Here is a 19,991-nt window from a genome sequence, read left to right as displayed (position 1 = left end):
TTTATCAAGTAAAAGCAGTTTTAAAAAGTTTTTATTCTTAGATTAATGACAGGCATTTTCAAAAATACTTGAATGGATATAGTTATTGTTTAAATAGTTCAATACACAAGCAAACTGTTTTTGATAACCTAGTTAACAGAACTATTAAACATGAGGATATTGGTTGTCAAAAAAATAAATTAAGAACTCAAATTAACAATTCAATAATAATAAAATATTCATCTATAGTTAAACGGTTCCCTCAATAAATAAGAACTAATTAACCATCAAAACAAGTTACTAGACTAATTTTAAAATAAAAAAACGAAGTACCGTAGTATCTTTATTGCATAGAGTATAGAAAGTATAAATATAGTTTGGTTAATTTAAAAGAAGCATTTTTTCTTGAAAAATGCTTCTTTTTTCTTTCTAATAACGCTTTTAAGTTAAGATTTATTTTTTTGCGATATACTATCTATTTTTACGTTATAGACCTATAATCTAAATACCTTTTTTACCTTTTCTACGTAATCTAATTTTTCCCAAGTAAATAATTCAACACTCAGTGTTTTTTTATCCCCATTAGGCTGAACAAAAGTCTTTTCTACTAATTCATTTTTACGCCCCATATGCCCATAAGCTGCAGTTTCGCTATATATAGGTGCTCTTAACTTTAATCGGTTTTCAATTGCATATGGTCTCATATCAAAAAGCTCTGAAACTTTTTTAGCTATTTCTCCATCTGTTAAATTAACTTTCGAGGTCCCGTAAGTATCTACGAAAATACCCATCGGCTCAACAACTCCGATAGCATAAGAAACCTGAACTAAAACCTCATCTGCAACTCCAGCCGCTACTAAATTTTTGGCTATATGACGAGTCGCATAAGCAGCAGATCGATCTACTTTACTTGGATCTTTTCCTGAAAAAGCACCTCCTCCATGTGCCCCTTTTCCTCCATATGTGTCTACAATTATCTTTCGACCTGTAAGTCCTGTATCCCCATGAGGACCTCCTATAACAAATTTACCTGTTGGGTTAATGTGATACTTGATTTTTTCATTAAAAAGAGCTTTTATCTCATTAGGTAAATGTTTTTGAACCCTTGGAATTAATATTTCAATGATATCTTTTCTAATCTTTTTTAACATTATCTCTTCTTCATCAAAATCATCATGTTGTGTTGATACTACAATAGCTTCAATTCTTTGAGGGACATTATCATCTGAATACTCAATGGTAACTTGGCTTTTTGCATCTGGACGTAGGTATGTTAGATCTTTATTCTCTCTTCTTAAAGTAGCTAATTCTTTTAATATTAAATGAGATAAATCAAGTGCCAACGGCATGTAATTCTCAGTTTCATTTGATGCATAACCAAACATCATTCCCTGATCCCCAGCTCCTTGTTCTTCTTTTTCTTGCCTATCAACTCCTCTATTTATATCATCTGATTGTTCATGAATCGCTGATACAACTCCACATGAATTTCCATCAAACATATACTCCCCCTTTGTGTAGCCAATCTTATTTATTACATCTCTTGCTATTTTTTGAACATCTAAATATGTATTTGATTTAACTTCTCCTGCCAATACTACTTGTCCTGTTGTCACTAAAGTCTCACAAGCAACTTTGGAATTGGAATCAAAGGCTAAAAAATTATCAATTAATGCATCAGATATCTGATCAGCAACTTTATCAGGATGTCCCTCAGAAACGCTTTCTGAAGTAAAAAAATATGACATATTTTACTTTTTTAAATTTCTAAAATAGAAAAATTTATGATTGCTGCAAAAAGAAGTATGTTACTGCTTTAGCATTTTTTTATGAGGTTGCAATCAGACAAATTTTTCCTCTGTTTTTACAAAAACAAAAATAAATATTATTTAGAGAATTAAAAATAAAGTTATCATAAAAACAATTGATAAGTTAATAATAAAAAGTAATTTTTCAACAATTGCATAGGAAAAATAAATGCTTACTTTTGTATCTTAATCAAGATAATAACCATAAATAAAATATTAGATACGATGGCATTAGAAATTACAGACGCTTCCTTTGATGAAGTTGTGTTAAACTCAGATATACCTGTATTAGTTGACTTTTGGGCTGCTTGGTGTGGACCTTGTAAAATGATAGGCCCAATCATCGATGAAATAAGCTCAGAATACGAAGGAAAAGCTATTATTGGCAAGGTAGATGTTGATGAAAATCCTGATATTGCTAGACAACTTAATGTTAGAAACATTCCTACAGTTTTAATATTTAAAAATGGATTACAAGTAGATAAGCATGTAGGTGTTGCTTCTAAAGATGTTTACAAAAAAAAGATAGATGCTCAATTGTAAGAATTACAATAATAAGAAATTAAATAACAGAGGTTTGGTGTTTACCAAACCTTTATTATTTTTATCCTTTAATGAACTACTTGCAAAAAATTATGCGTTATCTATTATTTATCTTATCATTTATCCTGATTATTAACTGCAAAAATGCTCAAGAAAGTAAAGAGGTTTCAAAAGGTATCTCTCTAACACTTGCTAAAAGCCGCAAAAAACAACTAAGCGATGTTGTTTATAATTTAAACTTTTCTATCCCAAAAGAGAAGGAGAAAAATATTCATGCTAACCTTGAAATAAATTTTACACTCAAAGACACAGTAAATGATATCATAATAGATTTTAATGAGAAAACCAATCATCTTCAAGAAATTAATGTAAACCAAAAAAGAAGTGAAATAAATCACAAAAAAGAACATCTAATTATTGATAAGAAAGTCTTGAAATTTGGAAGAAACAAAATAAACATCAGTTTTTTAGCTGGCGAATTATCCCTTAACAGAAATGATGAATATCTATACACTTTACTTGTTCCAGACAGAGCAAGTACCCTATTTCCTTGTTTTGACCAACCTGATTTAAAAGCGCACTACAACTTGACTATAACAGCACCCAAAAACTGGAAAGTTTTAACTGGAGCTCATGAAAAATCAAGAATTACAAAAAATGAATTTACTGAATATAAATATGAAAAAACAGATAAAATGAGTACTTATCTATTTTCATTTATTGCAGGAGAATTTATTGAAAAAACTGATCAAAACGGTCCTTTCCCAATGCGGTTTCTATACAGAGAAACGAATCAAGAAAAGATTAATGAAAGCATACCAACTATTTTTAAAACTCACCAAAACTCAATTTCATTTTTAGAGGATTATACAAATCATAAATTTCCGTTTCAAAAAATGGACTTTGCTACCTTACCTCCTTTTCAGTATGGAGGTATGGAACACACTGGGGCCATTCAATATAGACAAAGCCTTTTATTTCTAGATAAAAGTGCCACTATAACTTCGAAATTACGCAGAGCTAAGCTAATTGCACACGAAACCTCGCATATGTGGTTTGGAAACTTAGTAACAATGAAATGGTTTGATGATGTTTGGTTAAAAGAAGTTTTTGCTAATTTTATGGCAGATAAGATTATGAATCCAGTATTTCCAAAAATCAATCATGATCTAAACTTTTTAATGTCTCATTACCCAAGTGCTTATTCAGAAGATAGAACGAAGGGAACAAATCCAATAAAACAGCATCTCGATAATCTAAAGAATGCAGGAGGTCTTTATGGTCGAATAATATACAATAAAGCTCCGATTATGATGCGTCAGCTGGAGTTGGTCATGGGAACTTCTCAATTTCAAAAAGGAATTCAAAAATACATAGCAAACTTCGCCAATAGCAATGCTGATTGGAGTGATTTGGTTAATATATTTGATGATTTATCCGAAAAGAATATAAAAGAATGGAGTAATACCTGGGTAAAGTCATCAGGAAGACCAATAATATCAGACTCTATTATTTATGAAAATGGTAAAATAAAAGATTTTTTCGTGAAGCAAAAAGCCGAGGATAAAAGCAGTAAAGTATGGAATCAATTTTTCAGTATTGGACTAAAATATGATGATGAAATCAAAATTTTGGATGTAAACTTAAATAAAGAACTAGTTCAAATTAACAATGCAAAAGGTCTACCCAAACCAAGGGAGATTATCTATAATTATAATGGGATCGGATATGGTGTGTTTCCCTTTGGTCTTTTAGATATTAATTCAATAAAAAATGATGTTGCAAGAGGACATAGTTTCATTAACCTATATGAAAATATGCTATTAGGAAAAATACCTGTTACAAACGCCTTAGAAACCTATATTTATGCATTAAAACATGAAAAAAATGAACTTATATTGAATTATATTTGTGGAAGAGTAAACACCATATACTGGACTTTCTTAACTAATCAAACAAGAGAAAAATACTCGAAAATTTCGGAGGTACTTTATAGCAGACTAGTTAATGGTGGCCCTGATAATATTCAAAAAACTCTTTTTTCAATATTAAAAAATATATCAAATCATAAATCTGGTAAAGAGATATTATATCTTATTTGGGAACGTAAGATTGAAATTAAAAATCTTAATTTAAACGAAAATGATTTTACTAATTTAGCCATTAAATTAGCTATCTACAAGCATCCTGAAGCTTCAAGCATACTTGACAAACAATTAAAAAAAATATCTAATAAAGATAAAAAAGAACGATTTTTATGGTTATTACCTTCATTATCTTCTGATGAAAATGTAAGAGATAATTTTATGATTTCTTTAAACAAGGCAGAGAATAGAGAAAAAGAATCATGGGTAGGTGATGCTTTAACCAATATAAATCATCCTTTGCGTCATGGAGTTTCAACAAAATATTTACCTCAGATTTTAGATCTTTTAGAAGAAGTTCAACTAACGGGAGATATTTTTTTCCCAAAGAGATGGCTATCAAATTCTATCGGACATTACTCTTCTTCAGATGCTCTTGAGCGAGTTGATAAATTTATTAGTTTAAATAAAAACTATAACCCAATTCTTTTAAAGAAACTACTAATTGTAACGGATAATTTAAAAAGAGCACAAACAATAAAAGAATAAAGATTTAAAATTAAAAAAGAAAACAGTGTTTTTTAGATAAAAATGCAGAAAAAATTTCTTAAAATTAAATAAGAAAAATCAATAAGCTACCCTTGTTTTTTAATTACAACGTACCTAAAAATCATTTAAACAGTTTATTTTTTTAATAAGCATGATAAAAAATATAGTATAGTTTAAACTTCATATGTTTCGCAAAACCTTTCTATTCTTTTTAACAAAAAAACAACGTAAATAATAGATTTGATTCTAATCAGTTTAGACAAATAAGAGAAAAAAAACCTTCAGATTTCTGAAGGTTTTTTTTCTCTTATTTTTTGTAAATCAATTTGGTAGTAGATTTATTATTACTACCCTCAATATGAACACGATACAGACCTTTACATAAATTAAAATTAGTTAAGTCTATCTTTCTATCTTTTGTGCATAATATCTCTTCTTTTGAAGAAAAAGGGTATATTCTCACATTCTTTATATAAGCTCCCTTATCAAAAATATTCAAAACATTTACTACTGGGTTCGGACCTATTGTAATTTCATTAAAAAATACTGCATCATCATCACAGCAATTCTCTCTATAATATGCTGTGCAATCAATATACCAGCAACCTTCGGATTCAGCATATGCTTGATCATCAACTTGAATACAGGTTAAATCTGTATTTCCTGTGGCACTAAATGAAGTTAAATTTGTATTTGCTCCATTTTTCATATTTAAAATATTTAATTCATTGTTGTAGCAAAATAAATCTGTTAATTCTTTGTTATTTGAAACATCTAACGTTTTAATATTATTGTTATAACAATAAAGTAATTCAAGTGAAGTTGCTCCAGAAACATTAAGTTTTTGAATGCTATTATTATAGCAGTAAAGATGTTCCAATAAACAATTAGAAGAAGCATCTAATTGTCTTAAAACATTGTTATAGCAGTATAATAATCTAAGAGAATCTGCACCGTCAATATTAAGGTTTACCAAATTATTCTCATAACAATATAAATCTGTTAAATTTTTGTTCTTTGATACATCAAGATGACTTAATTGGTTGTTATAACAGTAAAGACGCTCAAGCTGTTTTGCCTTTGATACATTTAAAAACAACAATTCGTTATTGTAGCAATAAAGGTCAGTTAAATTTTTATTAAATGAAAGCCCTCCTAACCAACGAAGTTGATTATCATAACAATGCAACATTGTCAATGATGGAGTACCCCATAAATGCAACTGTCTTAATTGGTTATTGTAGCAATATAGGTACTTTAAAGCATTGTTTCGACCAATATGTAACTGTCTCAATTTATTATTATAACAATAAATCGATATTAACGCCTTGTTTCTTGATAAATCAAGACTGGTTATTTCGTTATCATTACACCACAATCCTGTTAAGTTTTCAAAAGCTTCAATCCCTTTCAAGTTTTTAATCCCTCTACCCTGAATGTAGAGCGCTCCTGAAAAGCATTTTGCTTCTGATAATTGAATTTTACCATCGTGGTTAATATCAACTCCAGACTCGTGAATGAGATAGCTTTTAAAAGCAGAGTCGGCGACCCTAAGTTCTGTTGCGTAAATTACTCCAACGCAAAGGAGCAAAATAAAAGTAAAAAATTTGTTCATAATCATTCTTTGTAATTGTTCTTAAGTGAACAAATATGAAATACTTTTTTTTAAAAAAAAATAAGGGAAAACCCTACAAATCAAATACCTAATAACCATTAAAAACAAGTTGTTTTAACCTTAAAAATCAAATTTTGAAATATAAACAGACTAAAGAAGTATTTGACTATCTCCTATTCTTTCATTATTTTCGAAGATTATGATTGATTTAAACAACTCTAACTTTCCTGAAATTAAAAATCTAGACCTTTTAGCAAAACATGTCGTAGAAGGATTTATAACGGGCATACATAAAAGTCCTTTTCATGGATTTTCCGTTGAGTTTTTAGAGCATAAGCTCTACAACAAAGGCGAGAGTACAAGGCACATAGATTGGAAGTTATTCGCAAAAACAGAAAAATTATACACCAAGAAATATGAAGAAGAAACAAATTTACGTTGTCACATAGTCATTGATAATTCCGCCTCAATGCATTTTCCTTTCAGTAGTAATACAACTCATGATAATTTGAATAAAGTAGGATTCTCATGCGTGGCTGCTGCTGCTTTATCTGAAATACTTAAGAGACAACGTGATGCCATTGGATTAAGTATTTATTCAGACCACTATGAATTTTACACTCCTGAAAAAGGAAGTGAACGTCATCGTAAAATGATCGTAAATCAACTGGAAAAGCTTATGCTGGCTAAGTCTTCTTTCTCAACTGACACTTATGAATACCTCCATCAAATCGCTCAAAAAATTCATAGAAGATCATTAATATTTCTGTTTACTGATATGTTTCAAACTACTAAAAATGAAGATGAATTATTTGACGCACTTCGTCATCTTAAGTACAACAAGCATGAAGTCGTCTTATTTCATACCTATGATATGGAACTTGAATTCAATTTTAACTTTGAGAATACGCCAAAAAAATATCAGGATGTTGAAACGGGTGAAGAAATTAATATATACCCAGAAAACATAAAAACTCATTATAAAAATCTTGTCAACGTATTTTTCGAAAATCTAAAGAACAAATGCTTACAATACAAAATAGACTATGTCCCTGTGAACATTCACGAGGGTTATGATAAAATACTTTTGACCTATTTAATCAGCAGAAGAAATTTTTTATAAAACTTCCTTTCATAATTAAAAAATTATAATATATTTGCAACCGCTTAAAGCAACGGTCTGGTAGTTCAGCTGGTTAGAATACATGCCTGTCACGCATGGGGTCGCGGGTTCGAGTCCCGTCCAGACCGCAAAAGTTCTTAAAAAAAGAAATTATATTTTTAAAATATTTATTGCAAATAAAAAAAACAATTTTATATTTGCAACCGCTTAAAGCAACGGTCTGGTAGTTCAGCTGGTTAGAATACATGCCTGTCACGCATGGGGTCGCGGGTTCGAGTCCCGTCCAGACCGCAAAAAACTTCTCTATTTATTAAGAGAAGTTTTTACTATTTAAACACAGTTAATAATTGTGCCTCTTATAAAAATTCAATAATATACCAGTCATCTCATTCCTACTTTTTAATAAATTATCATAAATATCTGTTCGACTACATTGCCAAGAACAAGTAGTTTCTTATTTAATTAAATTTTTTTCTCCCTTTACAATTTTTTACTTTTATTTAAACTCTATACTAGAAATACTCATAGTTTATTTTATCCTTCTATCTGCTCTATTAACCAACAAAAAAACAATTAATCGTAACTAATTAAATAATTGAAATAAAAAAAACTTAATTATTAACCCAAATTTAATGGCGAAAAATTAAAGTAAGAGTTCAGTTTTTTGAGATCATATTGATGAATGAATATCATTCTTACAATATTCCTTTCTGTTAAAAAAAATATAAATAAAAAAAAAACAGACAAACAACAATACTTTTTTTGTAGTTTTAGAATCAAAATTATGTACGATTAGCTGTATATTCAACCTAAACGATGACGAGCTAATTAACAAAGTTACCTTCTAAAATGAAAAATAAAATGAAAAATAAATACTCAAATAGGTTCATAAATCTTTCTCTATTTAAAAGTCTATTCAATCAAATAGAATTACTGAACAGAATTAAGTTGGTAAAAAGATTCATATCAAAAATAAGTCACTCAAGACTTATTATTCAAAAAACTTATTCAAACTAGCAATTTAAGAAACCATCTAATAGATATAAGTAAAAGAGGAATTTCAAAATTTCCGGTGTATAGTTATATTATTAAAGTCTTAAAAAGGTAATAAGAATAATACCCATTTACTGTTCAATTTAAAAATAAATACAACAAAATGTATAGTAATAATTATACGAAAAATAGCTCGTATATAATATTGAGCCTTAAAAAGTCAATACGAAAACATGTATAATATCTGTTTATGAATTAAAATGTAAAAAAATAACTCCAAAAAACCTTCTAAAATGAAAAATAAAATGAAAAATAAAATGAAAAATAAATACTCAAATAGGTTCATAAACCTTTCTCTATTTAAAAGTCTATTCAATCAAATAGAATTACTAAATAGAATCAAGTTGGTAAAAAGATTCATATCAAAAACAAGTCACTCAAGACTTATTATTCAAAAAAACTTATTCAAACTAGCAATTTAAGAAACCATCTAATAGATATAAGTAAAAGAGGAATTTCAAAATTTCCGGTGTATAATTCTATTATTAAAGTCTTAAAAAGGTAATAAGAATAATACCCATTTACTGTTCAATTTAAAAATAAATACAACAAAATGTATAGTAATAATTATACGAATAATAGTTCGTATCTATTATTAGGCCTTGTAAAACATACGGAAATATATATAAATATCTGTTTATAAATTATAAATGTAAAAAATAACCCAAAAAAACCTTCTAAAATGAAAAATAAATACTTAGGTAAAATTGCACTCGTAGCTGTACTTATAGGTTTATCTTATCAAACACAAGCACAAAGCAAAATTGAAGCAAGAAGAATTCGCAGTAAATACAATTTAAATAAACTTCGAACCTTAAAACAAAACCTTTCTAAACAAAATTCAGAAGAAAAACAAAAAGCACTGAAAATAGCTAAGGAGCGACACTGGAAAGTTAAGTACTCCGCAAAGGATGGTCGCATGTTTGAACTTCAAAAAGTAGTTAACGAAAAACCAATTTATTACACTACTTTTAATGTAAATGCCTCAAAATCTACAAGAACTAATCATTTAAATAATGGAGGCTCATTAGGTCTAAATTTAATGGGACAAGATATGACTGCACATGTATGGGATGGAGGAGTCGCGAATCAAGCTCATCAAGAATATGATGGAGCAGGAGGTAATAATAGATTTTCTATTGGAGACGGAACATCAACCCTTCATTTTCACGCAGAACATGTGACTGGTACTATTATGGCATCTGGCTTTGTTGCAAATGCGAAAGGAATGGCACCACACTCGAAAGTAATTGGTCGTGATTGGAATAATGATCAACCAGAAGCAACAGCTGCTGCTGCTAACGGAATGTTAATTTCCAATCATTCTTATGGAATTGCCCCCCGAGACCCAATAACAAACCAACCAGTATTGGCCGATTACTATTTTGGAGGATATATAGCAGAATCTAGAGCTTGGGATGAAATACTCTTCAATGCTCCAAACTATTTAATGGTTGTAGCTGCAGGTAATTCAGGAAATGATGATGTTTTAAATAGCAATCCAAGAGGAGGATTTGGCTGGGATAAACTAACAGGTCATGCAACATCAAAAAACAATCTAGTAGTAGCAAATGCCCAAGACGCTAATATTGATTCTAGTGGAAACCTAATTTCTGTATCAATAAACAGCACTAGTAGCGAGGGACCAACTGATGATATGCGTATAAAACCAGATATCACTGGTAATGGGACGACAGTCTATTCTAGCTTTCATTTCCCTAGCTGGGATGCTTTTAGGGGAGATAATCGTTCTGACGGAAATATAAATGATGACTACTTTAGTATCGATGGTACATCAATGGCTGCTCCTAACGTAACTGGATCATTACTACTCCTTCAACAACATTATAAAAACTTAAATAATGGTGATTTTATGAGAGCGTCGACCTTAAAAGGCTTGGCTTTACATACTGCCGACGATGCTGGTTTTTCTGGACCTGATGCTGTTTTCGGATGGGGGTTATTAAATGCTAAAAAAGCAGCAGAGACAATAACTCAAAAAGGAAATCAATCTAAAATTGAAGAATTAACATTAACTTCTGGTCAAACATATACTATTACGGTAAACTCTGACGGTTCAAGTCCTTTATTAGCTTCTATTTCTTGGACTGACAGACCTGGTATTGCTAATACCACTGTTAACTCCACTACTCCTGTATTAGTAAATGATTTGGACATTAGAGTTTCTAAAGGAGAAACCACTTATTTACCCTATGAACTAACAAGTCCAACTTCATCAGCAAGAAGAGACAATAATGTTGATCCATACGAAAGAATTGATATCAATAATGCTTCAGGAGAATATACTATTACCGTATCTCATAAAGGTTCTTTGACAGGTGGAAGCCAAAACTACTCCTTAATAGTAACAGGTATTACTGGAACCAATGTTACTTGTAATGCTACTAGACCAAAAGAGATTTCAACTTCATCAGTTACCAGCACACAAGCTACAATTTCTTGGACTACTTTACCTGGTGCAACTTACGATTTGCGTTATCGTAATGTTGGATCATCTTTATGGACTAATAAAGCAGTGTCTTCTGCATCAAGTACTTTAAGTGACTTATCTGCTTCAACCCAGTACGAAATTCAAATACGTTCTAAATGTACTTCAGGAAAATCTAACTACAGTTCTTCTATAAAATTTAGTACCAAACCATCACAAGTAAACTACTGTCAATCTAATGGTAATAGAGCCTCTCATGAGTGGATTGACTATGTTTCTTTTGGTGGAATGACTAATGCCTCTGGCACGAATAGAGGGTATGGAGACTTTACATCAAAAGTTGCAAATGTTACAAGAGGTAGCTCTAACCAACTAGTAGTGAGCGCAGGATTTAGAAGCACTGCTTACAACGAGTATTTTACAATATGGATAGACTACAATAGAGATGGTGATTTTAACGATAAAGGAGAGAAAATTGCCAGTGGAAACTCTAACTCTTCTGGAAATAGAATTTCGACAATAACAATACCTTCTGATGCCAAATTAGGACAAACAAGAATGCGTGTTTCTATGAAATATGGTGGAAATCCAACATCTTGTGAAAATTTTGCAGATGGAGAAGTTGAAGATTATATGATAAACATTAAAGAAGCCTCTAGTAACATATCAACAATATCACAAAATTTTGTTTTATCAGGTGAACCAATAATCAATCAAGAAGTATTAGATTTAAATGTATTCCCAAATCCAGCAATTGATTTTATAGAAATAACTGTAGCTTCTAAAACTGGAGGCAAAACATACAATATTACAACTCCTGATGGAAGTACTGTTCAATTTGGAAACTTGGAATCTAATAAAATAAACATATCTAAATTAAATCCTGGAATGTTTATTTTGGAAGTGTATGATGGTCAAAAAACATTGATTTCCAAGTTTATTAAATAATTATATTTAAAATATAACTTTAAACCAAGAAAGCACTGAATTTATCTTCAGTGCTTTCTTAATTTAGACCTTTTTTAAGAATTTATAACCAAAATTATAAAAACTGAGATAAAAGTTATTCGATTTCTTAATTATACCTACGCAATAAACAAAAAACATCAATAAAATTTGGATATATGAAATTAAATTATAAGATTTGTTTCTCATACAAAAAGACGACAAACATGTTACAAAACATATGGCAAGGTTTCTATTTTTACTTTTACTTTTTTAGTAAAAGGAGAGACTTTATATCATATTGTTAAAACAGAAATAATAATTTTAAATATAAAGTCTCGATGTAATCGAGACTTTTTTTTGCTTTATAATGAAAAAAATAGCCATTCAAGGAATACAAGGAAGCAACCACCATATAGTGGCAAAGAAACATTACAATAATGAAATCTTCATTAATGAATGTTTATCCTTTGATGCTCTCACTGACAGTCTTTTACAAAAGGAATCAGATGAAGCTGTTATGGCAATTGAAAACACCATAGCCGGATCTATTATTCCTAATTACGCCTTAATTGACAAATATAACCTAAACATAACAGGAGAATACTATTTACCTATCCATCATCATCTTATGGCATTACCTGGTCAAAAGCTGACCGATATCAAAGAAGTTTGCTCTCATCCAATGGCTCTACTGCAATGTAAAGAGTTCTTTAAAAAACACCCTTTCATTAAGTTAGTAGAAGATGTTGATACTTCTGCTGTTGCGAAAACGATTAAACATCAAAAACTAAATGGAGTTGCAGCTATTGCACCTAAAATAGCTGCCGAAATTTTTAATTTAAAAATACTAGAAGATGAAATACAAACGATAAAAAATAATGAGACAAGATTTGTTATTCTGCAAATCGAAAAACCAATTAACAATATCAAACAAATAAATAAAGCCTCATTACGTTTTGAATTAGAACATCAAAGAGGAAGTCTTGCTACTGTTTTAAATGTAATGAGCGATTGTCAATTGAACTTAACTAAAATACAATCACTTCCCATAGTAGAAACACCTTGGAAATATGCTTTTTTTGTTGATGTAACTTTCAAACGATATGAAAATTATATTAAAGCCAAATCAATTATTGAGATAATGGCTAATAACTTCAAAATATTAGGTGAATATAAAAACGGAAGAATATGATAATAGCCGCCAATCGTTTAAAAACCGTTCAAGAATACTACTTTTCAAAAAAATTAAGAGAAGTAAACCAACTGACATCAGAAGGGAAACCAATAATTAATATGGGAATCGGAAGCCCAGATATGCACCCACCTAAAGCTGTTATAAATGCTATTCAAAATAGTCTAACAGAAGAAAATGCACACAAATATCAAAGTTATCAAGGACTTCCTGAATTTCGTGATGCAATTGCAAGCTTTTATAAAAAAAAGTATAACGTAACAATAGACCCTCAAAAGGAAATACTACCTTTAATGGGAAGTAAAGAAGGAATTATGCATATTTCTTTAGCTTTTTTAAATGAAGGGGATCATGTGTTAATACCAAATCCAGGCTACCCAACTTATAGTTCCGTTACCAAATTAGTTGGTGCGGAGCCTATTTTCTACAATTTAAAATCAGATGATGGATGGCAACCAAATTTTATCGAACTAGAGAAATTAGACTTAAAAAGAGTTAAACTAATGTGGGTTAATTACCCACATATGCCCACTGGAGCGAAAGCAAAAGAAGAAACTCTAAAGCAGCTAGTTCTTTTTGGTAAAAAACATAAAATTATCATTGTAAATGATAATCCTTATAGTTTTATTCTTAACAAAAAACCTCAAAGTATTTTTCAGATTGAAGGTGCAAAGAATGTTGCTTTAGAATTAAACTCTTTAAGTAAGTCATTTAATATGGCAGGATGGAGAGTAGGTAAATTGATAGGTAACCCATCTTTTGTAAACGAAATACTAAAAGTAAAAACTCAAATGGATTCAGGCATGTTCTATGGAATTCAAAAAGGAGCTATTAAGGCGCTTGAATTAAAAGAAAATTGGTTTTCTGAGCAAAATGAAATATATAAAAGGCGACAAAAATTAATTTTTGAACTGTCCGATATTTTAAACTGTAAGTATGATAAAAATGCAATTGGCATGTTTGTATGGGCTAAATTACAAAATGGAAAGTCGTCAGAAAGTATGGTTGACCACTTACTTTATGATAAAAATATTTTTGTGGCTCCAGGAAGTATTTTTGGAAGTCAAGGAGAAGGGTACATACGTTTTTCATTATGTCTATCAGAAACTAAAATAAAAGAAGCTATAACAAGATTTTAGATGAAAGTATATATTATAGGTTTAGGACTAATCGGTGGTAGTTTAGCTATTGATATTCAGAAAGAATTTAAAGACGCTACTATTTTTGGAATTGACACCAACGAGAATCATTTAAATGAAGCTCTTGAGCTTGGTATTATTCAAAAAAAAACATCTCTAGAGTCTTTAAATAATGCTGATGTAATAATTATCTCTGTTCCTGTTGACACATCCTTAAATCTGATCAAAGATGTACTTGATCTAATTTCTGAAGATGCTGTTGTTATCGATGTAGGTTCTACGAAAGTTGATATCTGTAAAAGCGTAGAAAATCATCCAAAAAGAAGAAATTTTTTGGCTTCTCACCCTATTGCTGGAACAGAGTTTTCAGGACCAAAAGCTGCAATTAAAGACCTGTATCGAGGGAAGACTAACATTATTTGTGAAGTAGAAAAAACAGCTTTTAAACTTCAAGAAAAAGCGCTCTCTATTTTTACAAAAATTGGTATGCGTATTCGCTATATGGACCCTAGATCACATGACAAACATATTGCTTATGTTTCGCACTTATCACATATAAGCTCATTTATGTTAGGAAAAACAGTTATCGAAAAAGAAAAAAACGAACGCGATATTTTTGATATGGCTGGCAGTGGTTTTGCCTCAACAGTTCGTTTAGCTAAAAGCTCACCTGAAATGTGGACTCCAATATTCAAACAAAACAAGGTAAATGTTATTGAAATCCTTGAAGAATATATATTAAACTTACAAAACTTTAAAGAACTTATGGAGAAAAATAATTTCGATCAAATTCATGCAGAAATGCAAAATACAAATCACATAAAACAAATTTTAAACGGTATTCTTTCAAATGCCTAAAAGAACAATACATGAAAAATTCTAAACAACTCAGAACATGGTTAGATAACATGAAGTTGTCTCACCCTTTGGTAATAGCTGGACCTTGTAGCGCCGAGACTGAAGATCAAGTATTACAAATAGCACACGAGCTAAAGAACTCTGATGTAAACTATTTTAGAGCTGGAATATGGAAACCAAGAACCCGCCCTGGAAATTTTGAAGGTGTAGGTGCTTTAGGGTTGAAGTGGATGCATCGTGTTAAAGAAGAAACAGGAATGAAAACCTGTACAGAAGTAGCAAATGCTAACCACGTAAAACTAGCAATTGAAAATGATATTGATTTACTTTGGATAGGAGCTAGATCAACCGTAAGTCCTTTTATAATGCAAGAAATAGCAGAAGCACTTGAGGGAACTGACAAAATTGTTTTAGTAAAAAATCCTGTTAATCCAGATTTAGCATTATGGCTTGGAGGTATTGAAAGACTTTATTCAAAAGGAATTAAAAAATTAGGGGCAATTCATAGAGGGTTCTCTACTTATGAAAAATCAAAGTATCGTAATATTCCTGAATGGCAAATTGCTGTTGAATTTCAAAATAAATTTCCTGACCTACCTTTAATTTGCGATCCATCTCATATTACAGGAAATAGAGAAATGATTTTTGATGTTTCCCAAACAGCATTAGATTTGAATTTTGACGGACTTATGATTGAAACACATGTTGATCCTGATAACGCATGGAGTGATGCAGCTCAGCAAGTGACACCTAATTCACTAAAACAAATTATGGTAAATTTAAGGGTACGAAAAGAAACAACGACTGATGAAAGTTATAAGGAAAATCTTGAAAATCTTAGAGCACAAATTAATGTAATGGACAATCAGCTAATTGATATTCTTGGAAAACGAATGAAAGTTTCAGGTAAAATTGGTCAACTTAAAAAAGAAAGAAATGTTGCTGTATTGCAATCGAAACGATGGAATGAAATTCTAGGTAATATGATACTTGAAGGAAAAGACAGAGATTTAAGTGAAGAATTTGTTTTAAAAATGTTTAAAGCAATACACCAAGAAAGTATTAATCATCAGGAAAAAATCATAAAAAACTTAAAAAAAGAAAGTGTTTAACAACAGCTACCTGAAATAAACAATACTGTTATTTAAAGGCTGTCTAAATTTAAAACAAGACAGCCTTTATTAGTTTTATTACTTAAGTCTCTTAAAAATAAACCTTGTGATAAAAATTCCATTTTTATCACCTTTACCTCCATAACTTTCCGTACCACTATTAACAAAAGCTAAATCCCAACCCTCATCGATCATAGTGTTGATTTTAGAAGAAATTACTGCATCATTAGCCACAATATTTTGAAATCTAATACCTCCAAGATTGAAGAAGTTAAGTAATTTTGTTTCTTCAAAATTCTTTACCCTAATTTTAGATCTTTCAGACTTATTTCTTGAATCTCCCTCCTCAGATCTTTCAGTGGTAAAGTCTTTGTAATTTCTATCTTCATTTGAAGATATTATTCTAGACCTTCCTAATCCACTTGGAATAATAGACTCAACAGTAGTAATAATCTTATATTCATACTTTTGAGCGTAGGTAGATAATGAAACAAAAACAAATAAAATTTGCGCAAATAATAGTTTTTTCATTTTGTAAAATAATTTAATAAACAAATCTAGTGCTTTTAAGATTAGAACTATAATACTGCCCAATCAAAATATTAACAAATTAAACTGACTATAAAAATATTACATTAACTAAAAAACTTAACATTTACCACTCACCTATCCTGTTAAAATAGTTAATTGCTAAAAATTCAAAATAAAAATAAACACCTTACATTCATTTTTTATTCTCATCTTTGTTTTATGACTGGAATCGTATATAAATCAACAGGAAGTTGGTATTTGGTAAAATCTGAGAAAAATCTTTACAGGTGTAGGATTAAAGGAAAATTTAGAATCAAAGGCATAAAAAGTACGAATCCGATTGCAGTAGGAGATAAAGTAGAATTTAAACTTGAAATTAAAACGGATGAAGAGACAGGTGTTATAACTAAAATTATAGATCGTAAAAACTACATTATTCGTAAGTCAGTTAACCTTTCTAAACAAACTCATATAATTGCTGCAAATATTGATCAAGTATTTCTGATTATAACAATTAATAACCCTCCTACCTTAACAACATTTATTGACCGATTCTTAATTACAGCTGAAGCTTACTCTATTAACGTTATTTTAATTTTCAATAAAATTGACACATTTGAAATTGATGAAAAAGCCGAAGTTTTATATTTAAAAGATATCTATGAAACCATTGGTTATCAATGCATTGAAGTGTCTGCAATAAAACAAACGAATATCGACCTCATCAAAGAACTTATGAAAAATAAAGTAAGCATGTTTGCAGGTCATTCTGGTGTTGGAAAAACAACATTAGTGAATGCTATAGAACCCTTATTACAACTAAAAACCAAAGAAATTTCCGAACAACACAAGCAGGGACAACACACAACCACTTTTGCCGAAATGTTCGAGCTTGGTTTTGGAGCTAAAATTATAGATACACCTGGAATAAAAGGATTTGGTGTTGTAGATATGGAAAAAGATGAATTAGGTGATTATTTCCCAGAATTTTTCAAACTAAAAGAAAACTGTAAATTCAATAATTGTATACATCTAAATGAACCAAAATGTGCTGTTAAAAAAGCTCTTGAAGATGAAAAGATTTCTTGGTCAAGGTATAAAAGCTACTTGCAAATTATAGAGGGAGAGGAAGAGAATTACAGAACAGATATTTGGAAATAAACACAGCATATAACATAGCTTTATAAAATAATGAAAGCAGTAATACAAAGAGTCACGAAAGCAAGCGTGACTATCGATGGAGAACGAGTCGCTAAAATTAATGATGGATTATTGGTTTTACTAGGAATAGCAAATGATGATATTTTAGAAGACATAGAATGGTTGTCTAAAAAAATTTCTAACCTTCGAATTTTTGATGATGCTAATGGTGTTATGAACCTATCCCTAATTGATAAAAAAAGTAATATTATCATTGTAAGTCAATTCACCTTGCATGCCTCTACAAAAAAAGGGAATCGTCCTAGTTATATTAGAGCAGCGAAACCAGATATAGCTATTCCCCTCTACAAAAAATTCATTCAACAGATGGAAAATGAAATAGGTAGAAAGGTTCAAACAGGAAAATTTGGGGCAGATATGAAAGTAGCTCTTATAAACGATGGTCCAGTAACTATAATAATTGACTCAAAAAACAAGAATTAATATGTCTTTTTTTGATGTCCACACCCACTTCCCAAAACGTCAAAAAAATATAATTTCAATTGTAAATGAATACCCTAAAGACGTATCTTCTAATCAGTACTTTTCTGTAGGTATTCATCCTAGATTTATTTCTCAAGAGGAACTAGAAAAAGAATTTCAATTTTTACAAAAAAAAATAAACCTAAAAAACTGTTTAGCAATAGGAGAATGCGGTTTAGACAAATTAGCTACAACAGAATATAAAACACAACTTAGTGTTTTTAAGAAGCATATTAAAATATCTGAAAAACATAATAAACCATTAATTATTCATTGTGTCAGAGCTTATAATGACATAATTAATTTAAAGAAAATGCTTAACCCAAAACAGCCGTGGATAATCCATGGATTTAATAAAAATCATCAAATAGCGAATGATTTAATTAAAAATAACATCTTTTTATCTTTCGGTAATGCTCTTAGTGTAAATAAAAATCTTCAACTGATTGTTAAAGAAATTGACTCTTCAAAAATTTTACTAGAAAGTGATAGTTCAAAAAAATCTATTATTGATATTTACAATACTTTTGCTACTATAAAAAAACAAAACATTAACTCTGTTATAGAACAGATAAATAAAAACTTTAATAAAATTTTCACATTATGAGTTGGTTAGAACGCACTGAGTTATTGGTTGGTACAGAAGGCTTGAAAAAAATTAAAAATGCCAATATATTAATCGTTGGTTTAGGTGGTGTTGGCTCGTTTGCAGCAGAATTCATAGTTAGAGCTGGAGTTAATAAATTAACAATTGTCGATGGTGATATTTTTGATGAGACAAACAAGAATCGCCAACTACCAGCATTAAATAGCACTATAGGAAAATCAAAAGCTTTTATAATGGCAGAAAGAATAAAAGATATTAACTCTAACATCAAATTAAAAGTAATAGAAGAATTCATATCGCCTGAAAAAGCTTTTGAAATTGTATCGCCAAATTTTGATTATGTTATCGATTGTATTGATAGTATAACTCCAAAAGTAAACCTTATTGTTGCTGCAAGAAGAAAAAAGGTAAAGCTTATAAGCTCTATGGGAGCCGGAGGAAAGCTAGATGCATCAAAAATAAAAGTTAAAGACATCAGTAAAACTAAAAACTGCAAAATGGCGAAAAACTTAAAAAAAAGGCTAAAAGAAAGAAAAGTAGACAAAGGTATTAAAGCTGTTTACTCAGATGAAATTCAAATTCCGGAAAGCTTAAAACTAACAGATGGAACAAACTTCAAAAAATCTTATTACGGTACAATAAGTTATATGCCAGCTGCGTTTGGTCTGCAGGCTGCTTCATATGTTATTAATCAGCTGATAAATAAAAAATAACAAGT

General features: G+C 30.0%; 15 protein-coding genes and 2 tRNA genes. 14 read left to right on the top strand and 3 right to left on the bottom strand.

The genetic code is table 11. The features are described from left to right. Nucleotides 1-473 precede the first annotated feature (473 nt). The gene (metK, locus tag ACSIGE_RS12340) at nucleotides 474-1,727 is read right to left on the bottom strand and encodes a methionine adenosyltransferase (RefSeq protein WP_440880175.1); all 1,254 of its coding nucleotides are present in this window, start codon (nucleotides 1,725-1,727) and stop codon (nucleotides 474-476) included. A gap of 285 nt (nucleotides 1,728-2,012) precedes the next feature. On the opposite strand from metK, the gene trxA reads away from it, so the two are divergent. Then, a complete protein-coding gene (trxA, locus tag ACSIGE_RS12335) occupies nucleotides 2,013-2,330 on the top strand; it encodes a thioredoxin (protein ID WP_440880174.1) in 318 nt (105 codons plus the stop codon). 92 nt (nucleotides 2,331-2,422) lie between these two features. After that, the gene (locus ACSIGE_RS12330; RefSeq protein ID WP_440880173.1) at nucleotides 2,423-4,963 is read left to right on the top strand and encodes a M1 family aminopeptidase; all 2,541 of its coding nucleotides are present in this window, start codon (nucleotides 2,423-2,425) and stop codon (nucleotides 4,961-4,963) included. A gap of 307 nt (nucleotides 4,964-5,270) precedes the next feature. On the opposite strand, the gene ACSIGE_RS12325 is transcribed toward ACSIGE_RS12330, so the two are convergent. Beyond that, nucleotides 5,271-6,578 carry a hypothetical protein gene (locus ACSIGE_RS12325; protein ID WP_440880172.1) on the bottom strand — a complete coding sequence of 436 codons (1,308 nt, stop codon included), beginning with the start codon at nucleotides 6,576-6,578 and terminating at the stop codon, nucleotides 5,271-5,273. Nucleotides 6,579-6,777: 199 nt separating this feature from the next. On the opposite strand from ACSIGE_RS12325, the gene ACSIGE_RS12320 reads away from it, so the two are divergent. The 8 genes from ACSIGE_RS12320 (at nucleotide 6,778) to ACSIGE_RS12285 (ending at nucleotide 16,452) form a co-directional block, all read left to right on the top strand. Continuing rightward, nucleotides 6,778-7,701 (top strand): DUF58 domain-containing protein, encoded by a 924-nt coding sequence (locus tag ACSIGE_RS12320; protein WP_440880171.1) that lies wholly within the window; start codon nucleotides 6,778-6,780, stop codon nucleotides 7,699-7,701. 54 nt (nucleotides 7,702-7,755) lie between these two features. After that, nucleotides 7,756-7,829: transfer RNA gene (locus ACSIGE_RS12315), tRNA-Asp, on the top strand. 89 nt (nucleotides 7,830-7,918) lie between these two features. Next, nucleotides 7,919-7,992: transfer RNA gene (locus ACSIGE_RS12310), tRNA-Asp, on the top strand. Between the two features lie 1,444 nt (nucleotides 7,993-9,436). After that, complete coding sequence (locus ACSIGE_RS12305; RefSeq protein ID WP_440880170.1) at nucleotides 9,437-12,151, top strand: S8 family serine peptidase; 2,715 nt, start codon at nucleotides 9,437-9,439, stop codon at nucleotides 12,149-12,151. 367 nt (nucleotides 12,152-12,518) lie between these two features. Then, a complete protein-coding gene (locus tag ACSIGE_RS12300; protein ID WP_440880169.1) occupies nucleotides 12,519-13,343 on the top strand; it encodes a prephenate dehydratase in 825 nt (274 codons plus the stop codon). Continuing rightward, the gene (locus ACSIGE_RS12295) at nucleotides 13,340-14,482 is read left to right on the top strand and encodes a pyridoxal phosphate-dependent aminotransferase (RefSeq protein WP_440880168.1); all 1,143 of its coding nucleotides are present in this window, start codon (nucleotides 13,340-13,342) and stop codon (nucleotides 14,480-14,482) included. The genes ACSIGE_RS12300 and ACSIGE_RS12295 overlap by 4 nt, the downstream gene beginning before the upstream one ends. After that, nucleotides 14,483-15,340, top strand: coding sequence for a prephenate dehydrogenase (locus ACSIGE_RS12290; protein ID WP_440880167.1), 858 nt, complete (start codon nucleotides 14,483-14,485; stop codon nucleotides 15,338-15,340). It abuts the gene before it with no gap. Nucleotides 15,341-15,351: 11 nt separating this feature from the next. Continuing rightward, a complete protein-coding gene (locus tag ACSIGE_RS12285; RefSeq protein WP_440880166.1) occupies nucleotides 15,352-16,452 on the top strand; it encodes a chorismate mutase in 1,101 nt (366 codons plus the stop codon). A 78-nt stretch (nucleotides 16,453-16,530) separates the two neighbouring features. Here ACSIGE_RS12285 and ACSIGE_RS12280 read toward each other — a convergent pair whose 3' ends face one another. After that, on the bottom strand, nucleotides 16,531-16,983 hold the full coding sequence (locus ACSIGE_RS12280) for a hypothetical protein (protein WP_440880165.1): 453 nt from the start codon (nucleotides 16,981-16,983) through the stop codon (nucleotides 16,531-16,533). A gap of 219 nt (nucleotides 16,984-17,202) precedes the next feature. Between ACSIGE_RS12280 and rsgA the strand changes: the two genes are divergently transcribed. Genes rsgA through ACSIGE_RS12260 form a run of 4 tightly spaced genes read left to right on the top strand, consistent with a single transcriptional unit; the run spans nucleotide 17,203 to nucleotide 19,986 of the window. Further along, nucleotides 17,203-18,144, top strand: coding sequence for a ribosome small subunit-dependent GTPase A (gene rsgA, locus ACSIGE_RS12275; RefSeq protein ID WP_440880164.1), 942 nt, complete (start codon nucleotides 17,203-17,205; stop codon nucleotides 18,142-18,144). Between the two features lie 30 nt (nucleotides 18,145-18,174). After that, a complete protein-coding gene (gene dtd / locus ACSIGE_RS12270; protein WP_440880163.1) occupies nucleotides 18,175-18,627 on the top strand; it encodes a D-aminoacyl-tRNA deacylase in 453 nt (150 codons plus the stop codon). A gap of 1 nt (nucleotide 18,628) precedes the next feature. Next, a complete protein-coding gene (locus tag ACSIGE_RS12265) occupies nucleotides 18,629-19,273 on the top strand; it encodes a TatD family hydrolase (protein ID WP_440880162.1) in 645 nt (214 codons plus the stop codon). Beyond that, nucleotides 19,270-19,986 carry a tRNA threonylcarbamoyladenosine dehydratase gene (locus ACSIGE_RS12260; RefSeq protein ID WP_440880161.1) on the top strand — a complete coding sequence of 239 codons (717 nt, stop codon included), beginning with the start codon at nucleotides 19,270-19,272 and terminating at the stop codon, nucleotides 19,984-19,986. Before ACSIGE_RS12265 ends, ACSIGE_RS12260 begins: the two co-directional genes overlap by 4 nt. Nucleotides 19,987-19,991: the final 5 nt, after the last annotated feature.

The organism is Tenacibaculum profundi (assembly GCF_052050075.1).
Classification (GTDB): domain Bacteria; phylum Bacteroidota; class Bacteroidia; order Flavobacteriales; family Flavobacteriaceae; genus Polaribacter.
This window is presented reverse-complemented; position numbering and strand designations above follow the sequence as displayed.

Bases quoted from the DNA above. Each gene is read 5' to 3' on its own strand.
- metK (WP_440880175.1), bottom strand. From the start codon at position 1,727: ATGTCATATTTTTTTACTTCAGAAAGCGTTTCTGAGGGACATCCTGAT.
- trxA (WP_440880174.1), top strand. From the start codon at position 2,013: ATGGCATTAGAAATTACAGACGCTTCCTTTGATGAAGTTGTGTTAAAC.
- ACSIGE_RS12330 (WP_440880173.1), top strand. From the start codon at position 2,423: ATGCGTTATCTATTATTTATCTTATCATTTATCCTGATTATTAACTGC.
- ACSIGE_RS12325 (WP_440880172.1), bottom strand. From the start codon at position 6,578: ATGAACAAATTTTTTACTTTTATTTTGCTCCTTTGCGTTGGAGTAATT.
- ACSIGE_RS12320 (WP_440880171.1), top strand. From the start codon at position 6,778: ATGATTGATTTAAACAACTCTAACTTTCCTGAAATTAAAAATCTAGAC.
- ACSIGE_RS12305 (WP_440880170.1), top strand. From the start codon at position 9,437: ATGAAAAATAAATACTTAGGTAAAATTGCACTCGTAGCTGTACTTATA.
- ACSIGE_RS12300 (WP_440880169.1), top strand. From the start codon at position 12,519: ATGAAAAAAATAGCCATTCAAGGAATACAAGGAAGCAACCACCATATA.
- ACSIGE_RS12295 (WP_440880168.1), top strand. From the start codon at position 13,340: ATGATAATAGCCGCCAATCGTTTAAAAACCGTTCAAGAATACTACTTT.
- ACSIGE_RS12290 (WP_440880167.1), top strand. From the start codon at position 14,483: ATGAAAGTATATATTATAGGTTTAGGACTAATCGGTGGTAGTTTAGCT.
- ACSIGE_RS12285 (WP_440880166.1), top strand. From the start codon at position 15,352: ATGAAAAATTCTAAACAACTCAGAACATGGTTAGATAACATGAAGTTG.
- ACSIGE_RS12280 (WP_440880165.1), bottom strand. From the start codon at position 16,983: ATGAAAAAACTATTATTTGCGCAAATTTTATTTGTTTTTGTTTCATTA.
- rsgA (WP_440880164.1), top strand. From the start codon at position 17,203: ATGACTGGAATCGTATATAAATCAACAGGAAGTTGGTATTTGGTAAAA.
- dtd (WP_440880163.1), top strand. From the start codon at position 18,175: ATGAAAGCAGTAATACAAAGAGTCACGAAAGCAAGCGTGACTATCGAT.
- ACSIGE_RS12265 (WP_440880162.1), top strand. From the start codon at position 18,629: ATGTCTTTTTTTGATGTCCACACCCACTTCCCAAAACGTCAAAAAAAT.
- ACSIGE_RS12260 (WP_440880161.1), top strand. From the start codon at position 19,270: ATGAGTTGGTTAGAACGCACTGAGTTATTGGTTGGTACAGAAGGCTTG.